10 protein-coding genes are annotated in these 13,444 nt (G+C 66.0%); 7 read left to right on the forward strand and 3 right to left on the reverse strand.

What is annotated here, in order from left to right; all coding sequences use genetic code 11:
• Nucleotides 1-7: 7 nt before the first annotated feature.
• From FHW58_RS00695 to FHW58_RS00705, 3 genes are read right to left on the reverse strand one after another with little or no spacing between them, the layout of a single operon-like run.
• Nucleotides 8-586: a TadE/TadG family type IV pilus assembly protein gene (locus FHW58_RS00695; RefSeq protein ID WP_179671178.1), complete on the reverse strand. Its 579-nt coding sequence runs from the start codon at nucleotides 584-586 to the stop codon at nucleotides 8-10.
• A complete protein-coding gene (locus FHW58_RS00700) occupies nucleotides 573-1,010 on the reverse strand; it encodes a TadE/TadG family type IV pilus assembly protein (RefSeq protein ID WP_179671179.1) in 438 nt (145 codons plus the stop codon). The genes FHW58_RS00695 and FHW58_RS00700 overlap by 14 nt, the downstream gene beginning before the upstream one ends.
• On the reverse strand, nucleotides 1,007-2,479 hold the full coding sequence (locus FHW58_RS00705; protein WP_179671180.1) for a pilus assembly protein TadG-related protein: 1,473 nt from the start codon (nucleotides 2,477-2,479) through the stop codon (nucleotides 1,007-1,009). Before FHW58_RS00705 ends, FHW58_RS00700 begins: the two co-directional genes overlap by 4 nt.
• Before the next feature lie 272 nt (nucleotides 2,480-2,751).
• Between FHW58_RS00705 and FHW58_RS00710 the strand changes: the two genes are divergently transcribed.
• The 7 genes from FHW58_RS00710 (at nucleotide 2,752) to FHW58_RS00740 (ending at nucleotide 13,378) form a co-directional block, all read left to right on the forward strand.
• Complete coding sequence (locus tag FHW58_RS00710; protein ID WP_179671181.1) at nucleotides 2,752-4,005, forward strand: ABC transporter substrate-binding protein; 1,254 nt, start codon at nucleotides 2,752-2,754, stop codon at nucleotides 4,003-4,005.
• Between the two features lie 76 nt (nucleotides 4,006-4,081).
• Complete coding sequence (locus tag FHW58_RS00715; protein ID WP_179671182.1) at nucleotides 4,082-5,110, forward strand: LacI family DNA-binding transcriptional regulator; 1,029 nt, start codon at nucleotides 4,082-4,084, stop codon at nucleotides 5,108-5,110.
• Nucleotides 5,111-5,196: 86 nt separating this feature from the next.
• Nucleotides 5,197-6,486: a glycoside hydrolase family 5 protein gene (locus tag FHW58_RS00720; protein ID WP_179671183.1), complete on the forward strand. Its 1,290-nt coding sequence runs from the start codon at nucleotides 5,197-5,199 to the stop codon at nucleotides 6,484-6,486.
• A 7-nt stretch (nucleotides 6,487-6,493) separates the two neighbouring features.
• A complete protein-coding gene (locus tag FHW58_RS00725; protein WP_229265005.1) occupies nucleotides 6,494-7,831 on the forward strand; it encodes a GH1 family beta-glucosidase in 1,338 nt (445 codons plus the stop codon).
• A 24-nt stretch (nucleotides 7,832-7,855) separates the two neighbouring features.
• Nucleotides 7,856-10,378 (forward strand): glycoside hydrolase family 3 protein, encoded by a 2,523-nt coding sequence (locus tag FHW58_RS00730; protein ID WP_179671185.1) that lies wholly within the window; start codon nucleotides 7,856-7,858, stop codon nucleotides 10,376-10,378.
• Between the two features lie 20 nt (nucleotides 10,379-10,398).
• A complete protein-coding gene (locus FHW58_RS00735) occupies nucleotides 10,399-11,688 on the forward strand; it encodes a sugar MFS transporter (RefSeq protein ID WP_179671186.1) in 1,290 nt (429 codons plus the stop codon).
• A 130-nt stretch (nucleotides 11,689-11,818) separates the two neighbouring features.
• Nucleotides 11,819-13,378 carry an oleate hydratase gene (locus FHW58_RS00740; protein ID WP_179671187.1) on the forward strand — a complete coding sequence of 520 codons (1,560 nt, stop codon included), beginning with the start codon at nucleotides 11,819-11,821 and terminating at the stop codon, nucleotides 13,376-13,378.
• Nucleotides 13,379-13,444 lie beyond the last annotated feature (66 nt).

The following is a 13,444-nucleotide window of genomic DNA, read 5'->3' on the forward strand; positions in this document are numbered from 1 at the left end:
TCAAATTTCATGGGCATAACGTGCTCCCCGGCTGGAAGCCCAGCGATTCCGCCTTGGCGATGGTGGTCGACTGCGGCAGCGGAAAGCTGAGGGCCGTCAGCGGGAACAGCGGCTGGTAGGCCACCGCGCCGCAGTCGGCGCCGCCCGGCGCGCAGACCCGCACGCGGACGAAGCGGATGCAACTGGCGCCGTTGGGATTGGCCACGCAATGGATGCGCGCGCGCGCCGGACAGGCCGGCAGGCTGGCGGCCGGGATCTCGGTCAGCGTCATGGCGCCGCCCGGCGCCCGCGCCAGCGACAGGTAGTCGATGCGCAGATGGGCGTCGGTCACCGGCGCCCCCAGCAGCAACGTCCCCGGCGTGTCGCGCAGCACGGCGGCCTGGCGGATGCGGTGCATCACCGCCGGATCGCTGAAGTCGCTGACGGCGGCGGCGGCGGCGGCGCGGCGCGTGGCTTCCTGCAAGGTGTTCAGCAGGTACAAGGCGCGCGCCAGCTCGATGATGAAGAACAGCGCGCCAAAGAACACCACGACGCACAGCGCAAATTCGGCGGCGGTGGCGCCGCGCTGGCGCTCAGTTGCCCACATAGTGCATGCTCTGCGTGGCGATGAACACGCGGTCGGTCAGCTTGGGCGCGTAGCCCGGGAGCGTGTTGCGCACGCGAATCTGCACCCCGACGCTGACGGTGTCTGGCACGTCCAGGCCGGAGCACTGGACGTTGTCGCACAAGATCGTCACGCTCAGCGCGCTCGGACTCAGCACGCTGACTTCGGCCTGGACGATGGCCTGCGCCACCGCCAGCTCGTAGGCCACCGCCGACGTGCTGCCGAGGTTGACGCGGCTGGCGCTGGCCAGATAACGGGTGGCGTCGTGCGCGGCCTTCTGCGCCACCTCGTAGTTGTACAGCAGGCGGCCGTAGAACAGCAGCAGCGCCATCACCGGAAACAGGAAGGCCAGCGTCAGCGCCAGTTCCAGCGCCACCGCGCCGCGCTGGCCGCGCGCCGGCCTCATGGCAGCAGCTCCACGCTGCCGCCCAGCGCCGACAGCGGCACGGCGCCGGCGAATTCCGCGCTCAGACTGGTGCTGGTGGCCGGGACCGTCATGAAGAAGCGGCCGACGCCGCGCACCGTGGCGCTGGTGATGGCGCCGGCCGCCGCCGGGCAGTCCAGCAAGGCCACGTGCAGCACGCGCCGTCCGGTCACGCCCGGCTGGTGGTCGGCGCTGGCGGGGGCGAGAAAGGTGCTGCTGTCGCGCTGGTTGTAGGGCGTGTAGGTGGTATCGCCGGACGGGTAGCTGGTGGCCGACGGCGGTCCCGGCGCGTACAGCCGCTGCCAGGCGCTGGGCGTAAAGCCGCCATAGCCGCCTTCCGGTTCCACCGGCTGTGCCTGGTAGGCGCTCCACGGCACCGCGCGCGCGTAGGCCCACAGCGGGCCGTACAGCGGCGCCGTGTTGCTGCTGTCGCCCGGCAGCGGATCGGCGCGCGTCCACAGCTTGCCGTCGCTCTGCCAGCTGGCGGCGGACTGGGTGCTGGCGGCCGGCGCCATCCACTTGATGCTGGCCTTGTCGTAGGCCAGGATGTTGCTGTCCGGCGGCGCGCCTTCGGCCGTGCAGGCCTGGGCGCTGTAGTCGTCGAAGCGGGCGTTCAGGTGGTGGTACAGCGCGGCCAGCGGAAAGCCGCGTTGCAGCGTCAGCGCGCCGCCGGCCACGCTCGGCATCGGCAGCTGGCCGGCGCACACGAAGGGGCCGACCACGTCGGTGGCGAAGTGCGCCGGCAGGCCGCTGGCGCCGGGCGGCGCCAGCGGGTCGATCAGGAAGTGCTCGGGCGTGGCGCCGCCCGGATTCAGGCGCATCAGGTCGTAGCTGACGCCGCGCCGGAAGCCGAATTCCACCAGCTCGGTGTAGCTGCTGCTGCCGCTGTAGTTGACGCGCGCGGCGGCGGCGCTGGCCGATTGCGCGCAGATCGCCAGCGGCGTCACCAGCGTCGACACGCGGCCGGCCACCGCGCGCGCGGCGGCGGTGGCGCTGCGCGGGCCGTCGCCGGCCAGGCGGATGAAGATGGTGGCCACCAGCCCCGGATCGCCGCGCAGCGCGCGCGTGTCGACCTTGGCGTACAGCATGCCGGCCGGCGCGGCCTGGGCGGCGGCATCGTCGCTCCAGTTGGCGTCCGGCGTGTTGGCGGCGGCCGCAAAGCGCAGCGCGTCGCTGCTCCAGCTGACCGCCTTGCGGTTGTACTGGTAGCGGAAGGTGAGGGCGGTGTCGGCGGCGGCGCTGACGGCGTTGGCGACGCCGTCGGCGGTGCCGTTCAGTTCGCGCGCGGCAGCCAGCGCGGTGGCGTCGGCCAGCGCTTGCAGCTCGGCCTTGCGGTTGTACAGCATGGCCAGGTCCAGCGCCATGCCCACCATTGCCAGCATGCCCAGCGCCATGACGCAACACAGGATGGCGATCACGCCCCGCTGGCGGGGCCGGCTGATGCGTTGCATGCGCTTCTCCTGGCAGTCGTGACGGCTCGATTCTATCCATCAGGAAATATCGGCGTTTGACGCCGCACAAACCGCCGCGCCGCCGCTTTCCGTTGACACTCAAAATCATTGGGTGCTATATTCAGTGTTGGATTGGGAACGTTTCCAATCCGGTTTGGCGCTCACCTCGTCGCTTCGCCCCGCGAAGTTGCCGGCGCCTTGGGCGGCGCCGGTTTTTTTGCCGCCAAAGCAGGGTAGTATCTGGTTATCACAAAAAAACGCACGGAGACTGGATGTTCAAGCAACGTAGGAGCGCCAGGCGCAGCGCATGGGCCTTGCTGGCTGCGCTGGCCTGGGTCGCCAGCCACGCCGCCGCCGCCGCGCCGCCGCGGGCGGAAGTGCTGCACTGGTGGACTTCCAGCAGCGAGTCGGCCGCCGTGCGCAAGTTTGCCGACGCCTACCGCGCCGCCGGCGGCGTCTGGGGCGACACCGCGATCGCCGGCGCCGACCAGGCCAAGGCGGTGGCCATCAACCGCATCGTCGGCGGCAATCCACCCACCGCCGCGCAGTTCAACACCACCAAGCAGTTCCGTGACCTGATCGACCAGGGCGCGCTCAACAACGTCGACGACATCGCCATCCGCGACCGCTGGGAGCAGCTGATGCCGCAGCCGGTGCTGGACGTGATCAAGGTCAAGGGCCATTTCTACGCCGTGCCAGTGGACATCCACATGTCGACCTGGATCTGGTATTCCAAGGCGGCCTTCAGGAAGGCCGGCATCGCCGGGGAGCCGGCCACGCCGGACCAACTGTTCGCCGCGCTGGACAAGCTGAAGGCGGCCGGCCTGATCGGCCTGGCGCACGGCGGCCAGGCGTGGCAGGAGAACATCCTGTTCCAGGCCATGCTGGCCAACGTCGGTGGCAAGGAGCTGTACCTGCAGGTGCTGCGCGACCGCTCGCCCAAGGCCATCAACTCGGACGCATTCAGGAAAGTGCTGCTGGCCTTCAAGCGCCTGCAAGGCTATGTGGACGCCGGCTCGCCCAACCGCAACTGGAATGACGCCACCGCCATGCTGATCAGCGGCAAGGCCGGTGTGCAGATCATGGGCGACTGGGCCAAGGGCGAATTCGCCGCCGCGCGCCAGACCGCCGGCAAGGACTTCGGCTGCATTCCCGGCCTGGGGCCGAATGTGCCCTACCTGATCCAGGGCGACGCCTTCGTCTTCCCCAAGACCAGCAACGCCGAAGCGGTGCGCGCGCAGAAGCTGCTGGCCACCACCGTGCTGCAGCCTGGCGCGCAACTGGAGTTCAACAAGATCAAGGGCTCGGTGCCGATCCTGAGCAATGTCGACACCTCGACCATGGACGTGTGCGCGCAGGCCGGCATGGCCATCCTGAAGGACAAGACGCGCGCCACCGGCATGATCGAGGTGTATCTGACGCCCGACCAGAACGGCGCGTTGCAGGATGTGCTCACCACCTACTGGAATACCCGCATGCCGGTGGAGAAGGCGCAGAAGGGCATCCTGTCGGCGTTGCAGGATTGATCAGGGATGTGGCCTGCTTGTCATGTGGGAGGGCGTGGGGTATCCTTGCCGCCGGCTAAAGAAATAAGGGAAACACGTGGCAACCATCAAAGACGTCGCCCGGCTTGCGGGTGTGGGCTTGGGCACCGCGTCGCGCGTCATCAGCGGCAAGGGATCGGTCTCGCAATCCACGCAGGAGAAGGTGCGCAAGGCGATCGAGCAGCTGGAATTCCGGCCGTCGCACGCGGCGCGCTCGCTGCTGTCCGGCACCACGCAGATGATCGGCGTGTACATTCCCTACCTGGCGGGCACGTTCTACACGCCCATCCTGCAGGCGATCTACACCGCCTTGCGCGAGGCGGGGCTGAACATGGTGGTGGCGTTCGGCGTCGGCGATGGCGACGCCCGCAACCAGGCCATCGATGGCCTGAACTTTTTGATTGAGCGCGGCAGCGATGGCCTGATCGTCATGAGCACCGCGATGGTGGAAGAGGACTTTGCGGCGCTGGGGCCGTTCCAGTCGCGCGTGGTGGTCATCAACCAGGACCTGGCGGGCATGGCGCAGCAGTGCTTCACGGTGGACCACGAGGCCGGCGGACGGCTGGCGGCGCGCACCTTGCTGGAACTGGGCCACCGCCAGATCGCCGTGATCGCGGGCCGCGCGGCGGCGGCCGACAACCAGCAGCGTATCGCCGGTTTCATGGCGGAGCTGGAGGCGGCCGGCGTCGACACCGGCGCGGTGTGGATGGCGGACGGCGAGTTCACGCCGGAGGGCGGCTTCGCGCGCGCCGGCGAGCTGCTGGCGTCGGGCACGGAATTTACCGCCGTGTTCTGCGCCAATGATGAAATGGCAGTGGGCGCCTTGTCGCTGTTCCAGCAGAAGGGCGTGCGCGTGCCGGAGCAGGTGTCGGTGCTCAGCTACGACAATACGCACAGCGCGGAATTCACCGCGCCGCAGCTGACCAGCGTGCATATTCCGTGGAGCGAGATGACGATGAACGGCCTGAATTACCTGCTGAACCAGTGCTATGGCCTGAAGCGGCCGGTGGCCAAGGAGTACAAGCTGCACGTGGCCGCACGGGCGTCGCTGGCGCCGCCGGCGTCGGCCGGAGGTAAAAAGAAGTAAATAAAAAGAGCACGCGCTGGCCGCATGCTCTTTTTTTACAGTATATTGGAAACGATTCCATATTGAATGGAACGAAAGGGGACAAAATGCTGGTAAAACGGTTACTTGGAGGGGCTGGCCTGGCGGCGCTGCTGCTGGCCGGCGGTGTCCGGGCGCAGACGGCACCGTTGCCGATGCTGCACACGGAAGGCACGACATGGCTGACGGCGGACGGCCGGCAGCCGGCGCTGCGCGGCGTCAATCTGGGCAATTACCTGATCCAGGAATTCTGGATGATGGGGCAGGAAACCAAGGCGGTCAACGACCAGTGCACGCTGGAGGCGGTGCTGGACCAGCGCTTCGGCTACGAAGAGCGCCAGCGCCTGTACACGCTGTTCCGCGATCACTGGATCAAGGAACGCGACTGGGACATGCTGCCGAGGCTGAATCTGAACCTGGTGCGCCTGCCCTTCATCTACAGCGTGGTGGAGGACGAGAAGAACCCGCGCCACCTGCGCGCCGACGCCTGGAAGTACCTCGACAACGCCATCGACCAGGCCGAGAAGCGCGGCATCTACGTGATCCTCGACCTGCACGGCGCGGTCGGCAGCCAGGGTTGGGAGCACCACAGCGGCTGCGCCGGCCGCAACCAGTACTGGGACACGCCGGAATACCAGGAGCGCACCATCTGGCTGTGGCAGCAGATCGCCGCGCGCTACAAGGACCGCGGCGCGGTGGCCGGCTACAGCATCCTCAACGAACCTTGGGGCACCACGCCGGAAAATCTGGCAGTGGTGATGAACACCCTGTACAAGGGCATCCGCGAGGTCGATCAGAATCACGTCATCATCCTGCCCGGGCACAGCAAGGGCATCGACGCCTACGGCAAGCCGTCCGACCACGGCATGAGCAACGTCGCCTTCGAGATGCATCCGTATCCCGGCCACTTCGGCTGGGGCAAGCCGGGACTGGCCGTGCACAAGGCCTGGCTGCAATGCGAGGGCGAAGGTGACAACGTTTGCAAATGGAAGGCCAAGCTGGAGGGGCTCAACACCGCCTTCTTCGTCGGCGAATTCCAGCCGTGGGCCTTCATGGGCGCCGAGAACGGCGGCCAGGTCATGCGCGTGACCTACGACACCTATGTCGCCAACGGCTGGCCGAGCACCGCGTGGGCCTACAAGCGCGTGTCCAACAAGGGCGGGCAGGGCATCGGCACCTGGGGCCTGGTGGCCAACGCGCCTGGCGCCCGCATTCCGCAACTCGATTTCAACAGGGCCTCGCTGGCCGAGATTGAAAACCTCTTCCGTCTCTTCGGCAGCGTGCCGTATGAAACGCAGCAAACCGCCATCAAGTGGATGAACGCTCCCGTTCCGCCGACTCCTTTCGCCAAAAAATAATATGACCATGATTAAGCGTACCGACTTCGCCAGCGACTTCCTGTGGGGCGTCTCCACCTCGGCGTATCAGATCGAGGGCGCCGCCGCCGAAGACGGCCGCGTGCCGTCGATCTGGGACACCTTCAGCGCAACGCCGGGCAAGATCCGCGACGGCTCCACCGGCGCCGTGGCCTGCGACCACTATCACCGCTGGGAGGAGGATCTCGACCTGGCCCGGTCCATGGGCCTCAACGCCTACCGCTTTTCGATCGCCTGGCCGCGCATCTTCAACGGCGTGGACGCGGAGCCGAATGGCAAAGGCCTTGCGTTCTATTCGACGCTGGTGGACGGCATGCTGGCGCGCGGCCTGCAGCCGTGGTGCACGCTGTATCACTGGGACTTGCCGCAGTACCTGCAGGATAGCGGCGGGTGGAATGAGCGCGCCACCATCGACGCCTATCTGCGTTACGTCGACGTGGTCACCAAGCATCTCGGCGACCGCGTCAAGCACTGGATCACGCACAACGAGCCATGGTGCACGGCCATGCACGGCAACTGGGACGGCATGCACGCGCCGGGCAACAAGAGCCTGCCGCTGGCGCTGCAGGTGTGCCACAACGTGCTGGTGTCGCACGGCCGCGCGGTGCCGCTGATCCGCGCCAACGTCCCGGGCGCGCAAGTGGGCATCGCCTTGAGCCTGCATCCGATCAAGGCCGGCAGTGACAGCGCCGCCGATATCGCCGCCGTATCGCGCCACGACGCGCTGCGCAACCGCTGGTTCCTCGACGTGCTGTATGGGCGCGGCTATCCGGCCGAGGCGCTGGCGCTGGTGGGCAAGGACGCGCCGGCGGTGGAGCCGGGGGATATGGACGCCATCGCCGTGCCGTGCGATTTCCTTGGCGTGAACTACTACTTCCCGGAAGAAGTGGTGGACGCGCCTGACGCGTACCCGCTGCGCACCCGCATCGTCCATCCGCAGGACCGTCAGCGCACCGACTTTGGCTGGGAAGTGTCGCCCGAAGGGCTGGTATCGCTGCTGGAGCGCGTGGCGCGCGACTATCCGACCGGCGACCTGTACGTGACCGAAAACGGCTCGTCCTACGACGACCACCTGAACGCCGACGGCACGGTGACCGACACCGCGCGCCGCGATTACCTGATCCGCCACCTGTCGGCGATGCGCGACGCGATTGCGGCCGGCGGCAAGATCAAGGGCTACTTTGCCTGGAGCCTGCTGGATAACTTTGAATGGGCGGAAGGCTATCTGCGCCGCTTCGGCCTGACCTACATCGACTACGACACCCAGCGCCGCATCGTCAAGCAAAGCGGCCAGTGGTACAGCGCCTTCGTGCGCGGACTAGACTAAACACCAACAACGGAGACACACGTAATGAATTCGCATAATCACATCCTGCGCTGCGCCGTCGTGGCGGCTGTTCTGGCGCTGGGCGCCAATGCCATCGCAGCGCCGGCCGCCAAGCCGCTGGCCGACTGGCCGCATGTCACCAGCGCCGTCAGGCAGGATGCCCGCATGGAAGCGCGCATCAAGGAGATCGTCGCCGGCATGACGCTGGCGCAGAAGATCGGCCAGATGACGCAGCCCGAGATCAAATTCAGCAGCCCGGAAGACATCCGCACCTACTATATCGGCTCGGTGCTGAACGGCGGCGGTAGCTGGCCGCAGGGGAACAAGTACGCCAGCGCGGCCGACTGGGTCAAGCTGGCGGACGCCTACTATGACGCTTCGATGAGCACCGACATGAAGACGCAGATCCCGGTCATCTGGGGCATCGACGCCATGCACGGCAACTCGAATATGTACGGCGCCACGCTGTTCCCGCATAACATCGGCCTTGGCGCCGCGCGCGATCCCAGGCTGGTGGAGTCGATGGCCAGATCGGTCGCCAGGGCGGTGCGCGCCACCGGCATCGACTGGGTGTTCGCGCCGACGCTGGCCGTGGTGCGCGACGATCGCTGGGGACGCACTTACGAGAGCTTCTCGGAAGATCCGTCCATCGTGCGCGACTACGCGGCCGGCTACGTCAAGGGCCTGCAGGGCGATCTGAAATCCGATAACACCGTGGTGGCGACGGCCAAGCACTTCGTCGGCGATGGCGGCACGGCGGAGGGCAAGGACCGTGGCGTCAACCAGTCCACGATGTCGGAGATGATCAACATCCACGCCGCCGGCTACTACCCGGCGCTGGCGGCCGGCGTGCAGACGGTGATGGCGTCCTTCAATAGCTGGAACGACGTCAAGGGCGCGACCGATCATGGCAAGATGCACGGCAGCCGCGAGCTGCTGACCGTGGCGCTGAAGGAAAAGATGGGCTTCGACGGCCTGGTGGTCAGCGACTGGAACGCGATCGCCGAAGTCCCCGGCTGCACCGACGACAGCTGCGCCGCCTCGATCAACGCCGGCGTGGATATGGTGATGGTGCCGGAGAAGTGGAAGACCTTCATCGCCAACACCATCGCCCAGGTGGAGAAGGGCGAGATTCCGATGTCGCGCATCGACGACGCCGTGACCCGCATCCTGCGCGTGAAGATGCGCGCCGGTCTGTTCGACGGCAAGAAGCCATCGCAGAACATCTACGCCGGCAAGCAGGAAGCGTTGCAGGACCGCGCGCTGGCGCGCCAGGCGGTGCGCGAGTCGCTGGTGCTGCTGAAGAATAACGGCGGCGTGCTGCCGCTGGCGCGTGGCAAGAAGATCCTGGTGGTCGGCAAGAGCGCCGACAACATGGCCAACCAGTCGGGCGGCTGGTCGCTGACCTGGCAGGGCACCGACAACAAGAACAGCGATTATCCGGTCAGCGACACCATCCTGGCCGGCATCAAGGATGCTGTCGGCGCGGCCCATGTCACCTTCAGCGAAAACGCCAGCGGCGTCGATATCAGCCAGTTCTACGCGGTGGTGGCGGTGATCGGCGAAACGCCGTACGCGGAAGGCGACGGTGACATCGGCCCGGCGGGCACGCTGCGCCTGTCCGGCCGCTATCCGGAAGACCTGGCGGTGCTGCAGGCGGTATCCGGCAAGGGCAAGCCGGTGGTGACGGTGCTGGTGACCGGCCGTCCGCTGTACACCAACGACATCATCAACCTGTCGGACAGCGTGGTGGCCGCGTGGCTGCCGGGCACCGAGGGCAAGGGTGTGTCGGACGTGTTGTTCCGCAAGGCGAATGGCAAGGTCAATGCGGACTTCCGCGGCAAGCTGTCGTTCTCCTGGCCGAAGTCGGCCTGCCAGTCGCCGCTGAACGTGGGCGACGCCAATTACGACCCGCTGTTCAAGTTTGGCTATGGCCTGACGTACGCCAGCAAGACCACCGTGCCGCAGCTGGACACCAGCTATCCGGAAGGCGGTTGCGGCAAGTCGCTGGCGGTACCGGTGTACAATCCGACCGACCGTTCGACCTACGCCCTGTTTGTGAGCAGCGGCGGGCAGCGCGTGGCCCTGGGCGCGGACCTGAACGCGGTGTTCAACCTGCCGACGGTGAAGGTGGAGACGGCGCAGATCAACACGCAGCAGGACGCCAAGCGCCTGACCTGGAGCGGTCCGGCCAGGCTGGAAGCACAGGCGCGCAAGGCCATCAAGCTGCCTTCGTACGCCAGCGCGGACGGCGCGCTGCAATTTGATGCTATCGTGTCGGCTGCGCCGCAAGGAAAAGTGCACATCGGTGTCGAAACGGTGGAGCTGGACGCCAGCGCTGTATTCCAGCGTTTGGCGGGCAAGGGCAAGCAGACGGTTAAAATCCCGCTGGCCTGCTTCAGCGCCAAGGGCCTGCCGCTGGCGGCGTTAAGCACGCCGTTCAGCGTGGCCGCCGACGCGCCGTTTGCCGCGACCTTCGCCAACATCCAGATCGTTGGCGGCGCCGCCAAGGACAAGGATGCGCTGGCGTGCGGCGAATTCAAATAAAACGAGGAGAAACTAAAAGTATGGAACATTATTCGCAAGCTGCCCCGGTGGCATCCGGGCAGCCGTCGCAGACGGGCGGTTACACCGCGCCCCTGGTGATCGTCACCATCCTGTTCTTCATGTGGGGGCTGCTGACGTCCCTGAACGACGTGCTGATTCCGCACCTGAAGGCGGTCTACACGCTGACCTACGTGCAGGCGATGCTGGTGCAGTTCTGCTTCTTCGGCGCCTACTTCATCGTCTCGCTGCCGGCGGGGATGCTGATCAAGAAGATCGGCTACCAGAACGGCGCCGTGGCCGGCCTGACGATTGCGGCCGCCGGCTGCGCGCTGTTCTATCCGGCGGCGACCAGCGGTTACACGCTGTTCCTGATCGCCTTCTTCGTGCTGGCGGGCGGCATCACCATCCTGCAGGTGGCGGCCAATCCCTACGTGGCGGTGCTGGGCGATGCGCGCACCGCCTCCAGCCGCCTGACGCTGACCCAGGCCTTCAACTCGCTGGGCACCACCGTGGCGCCGTTCCTGGGCGGGATGCTGATCCTGGGCGGCGGCGTTCTGAGTTCGGTGGATCTGGCGCAACTGAGCGCCGACCAGCTGAAGGCCTACAACGCCGCGCAGGCCACGGCCGTGCAAGGTCCGTATCTGGCGCTGGCGGCGGCGCTGCTGGTGCTGGCCATCCTGTTTGCGCTGGCGCGCCTGCCGAAGATCGTCGATGCGGAGCAGGGCGGCGCGCAGGGCACGTTTGCCGACGCGCTCAAGCACCGTCACCTGGCGCTGGGCGTGGTGGCCATCTTCCTGTACGTGGGTGGTGAAGTCAGCATCGGCAGCTTCCTGATCAACTTCCTGGGCGAGCCGCACGTGGCCGGCCTGTCGGCGGCGGATGCGGCGCATTACGTCGGCTACTACTGGATGGGCGCGATGATCGGCCGTTTCGTCGGCTTCGTGGTCATGCAGAAGGTCAGCCCGGGCAAGGCGCTGGCGTTCAACGCGGCGGTGGTGATCGCGCTGGTGCTGACGGCCATCTTCAGCCATGGCGATGTGGCCAAGTATGCGATCGTGGCGGTGGGCCTGTTCAACTCCATCATGTTCCCGACCATCTTCTCGATGGCGCTGAACAAGCTCGGTCCACTGACCGGCCAGGGTTCGGGCCTGCTGTGCATGGCGATTGTGGGGGGCGCGCTGGTGCCGTTCGCGCAAGGCCTGCTGGCCGACCATCTGAGCCTGCAGCTGTCGTTCTTCGTGCCGGCGGCGTGCTACCTGTTCATCCTGTACTTCGGCCTGAAGTACGCCAATATGTACAACGAAAAATAAGCTTTTTTTGTTCGTACCGGCCGGGATTTAGGAAAGCGCTTCTAATCCCGGCATTCCTTAATCGTGCGCACTGACCCCGGTTGGACCGATTGCCTAGAATCGGCCCATCTCAACTGCGGGAGTTTGCGTTATGACGAAGGCTTATCTGATTGGCGGCGGCATTGGTTCTCTGGCCGCTGCGGCATTCATGATTCGTGACGCCGGCGTGGCCGGCGGCGACATCACCATCTTCGAGGCGCTGCCGGTGGCCGGCGGCAGTCTCGATGGCGGCGGCGACCCGGACAGCGGCTATACGCTGCGCGGCGGCCGCATGCTCACCACCGATAATTACGAGTGCACCTGGGATCTGTTCAAGAGCATCCCGTCGCTGGAGCATCCCGGCCGCACGGTGTACGACGACACCATCGCCTTCAATGCGCTGCACAAGTCGCATTCGCGCGCGCGGCTGGTGGACCGCAACCGCTTCAAGGTGGACGTGACGTCGATGGGCTTTTCCATGCAGGACCGGCTGGAGCTGGTCAAGCTGGAGGAGGCGGACGAGAGGGAGATGGGCGACAGCGCCATTACCGACTGGCTGTCGCCGGAATTCTTCGAAACCAAATTCTGGTACATGTGGGCCACCACGTTCGCGTTCCAGCCGTGGCATAGCGCGGTGGAGTTCAAGCGCTATCTGCATCGCTTCATGAAGGAGTTCTCGCGCATCGAAACGCTGGCTGGCGTCAAGCGCACGGTCTATAACCAGTACGATTCGCTGGTGCGCCCGTTGCAGCGCTGGCTGCAAGAGCAGGGCGTGCAGGTGCTGCTTGGCACGCGGGTGAACGATTTGTCGTTGAGCGACGATGCGTCGACCGTCACCGCCATCCACTACACGCGCGATGGCGCGGCCGGCCGGCTTGATGTGCTGGCGGAGGATCTGGTGTTCTTCCAGAATGGTTCGATGACCGATGCGTCCAGCTACGGCAGCATGCATAGCGCGCCGCCCAAGCTGGACAAGCGTGACAGCCAGGGCTGGGCGTTGTGGGAGAAGCTGGCGCAGGGGCGGCCGCAGTTTGGCAATCCTGCGGCGTTCAACAGCAGCATTCCGGAATCGTGGTGGGAATCGTTTACGGTCACGCTGAAGGATACTGCGTTCTTTGACCGCATGGAGAAATTCACCGGCAATGTTGCCGGAACCGGCGGCCTGGTCACGTTCAAGGATTCCAACTGGTTCATGTCGGTGGTGCTGGCGCATCAGCCGCATTTTGCGGGGCAGCCGGAGGGTGTGCAGGTGTTCTGGGGGTATGGGCTGCACCCGGATCGTATCGGCAATTTCGTCGCCAAGCCGATGGCCGAGTGCACCGGCGAGGAAATCCTGCGCGAGTTATGCGGGCATCTGAACTTTGACTACGATGCGGTGATGTCGACGGCGAACTGCATCCCGTGCCGCATGCCGTACATTACCAGCATGTTCATGCCGCGCCACTACAGCGACCGTCCGCTGCCGGTGCCGGAAGGCTCGCGCAACCTGGCGTTTGTCAGCCAGTTCGTGGAGGTGCCGGATGATGTGGTGTTCACCGTCGAATACTCGGTGCGCGCGGCGCAGATGGCGGTGTACGAGCTGCTGAAGGTGCGGCGGGAAGTGCCGCGCATCACGCCGCACGACGAATCACTGAAGGTGAAGTTTGATGCAGTCGTGAAGGCCTTCAAGTAGTCACGCCAGGGCCCCGATCAGTTTCTGCATCGGGGTCAGCGGAATGACGGCCTCAGGTTCATCTAT

Origin of the sequence: Duganella sp. 1224, assembly GCF_013408245.1 — a bacterium.
Taxonomy (GTDB): Bacteria; Pseudomonadota; Gammaproteobacteria; order Burkholderiales; family Burkholderiaceae_D; genus Rugamonas.

Coding starts and splice junctions, on each gene's coding strand:
- FHW58_RS00695 (WP_179671178.1), bottom strand. CDS start 586: ATGTGGGCAACTGAGCGCCAGCGCGGCGCCACCGCCGCCGAATTTGCG.
- FHW58_RS00700 (WP_179671179.1), bottom strand. CDS start 1,010: ATGAGGCCGGCGCGCGGCCAGCGCGGCGCGGTGGCGCTGGAACTGGCG.
- FHW58_RS00705 (WP_179671180.1), bottom strand. CDS start 2,479: ATGCAACGCATCAGCCGGCCCCGCCAGCGGGGCGTGATCGCCATCCTG.
- FHW58_RS00710 (WP_179671181.1), top strand. CDS start 2,752: ATGTTCAAGCAACGTAGGAGCGCCAGGCGCAGCGCATGGGCCTTGCTG.
- FHW58_RS00720 (WP_179671183.1), top strand. CDS start 5,197: ATGCTGGTAAAACGGTTACTTGGAGGGGCTGGCCTGGCGGCGCTGCTG.
- FHW58_RS00725 (WP_229265005.1), top strand. CDS start 6,494: ATGATTAAGCGTACCGACTTCGCCAGCGACTTCCTGTGGGGCGTCTCC.
- FHW58_RS00730 (WP_179671185.1), top strand. CDS start 7,856: ATGAATTCGCATAATCACATCCTGCGCTGCGCCGTCGTGGCGGCTGTT.
- FHW58_RS00735 (WP_179671186.1), top strand. CDS start 10,399: ATGGAACATTATTCGCAAGCTGCCCCGGTGGCATCCGGGCAGCCGTCG.
- FHW58_RS00740 (WP_179671187.1), top strand. CDS start 11,819: ATGACGAAGGCTTATCTGATTGGCGGCGGCATTGGTTCTCTGGCCGCT.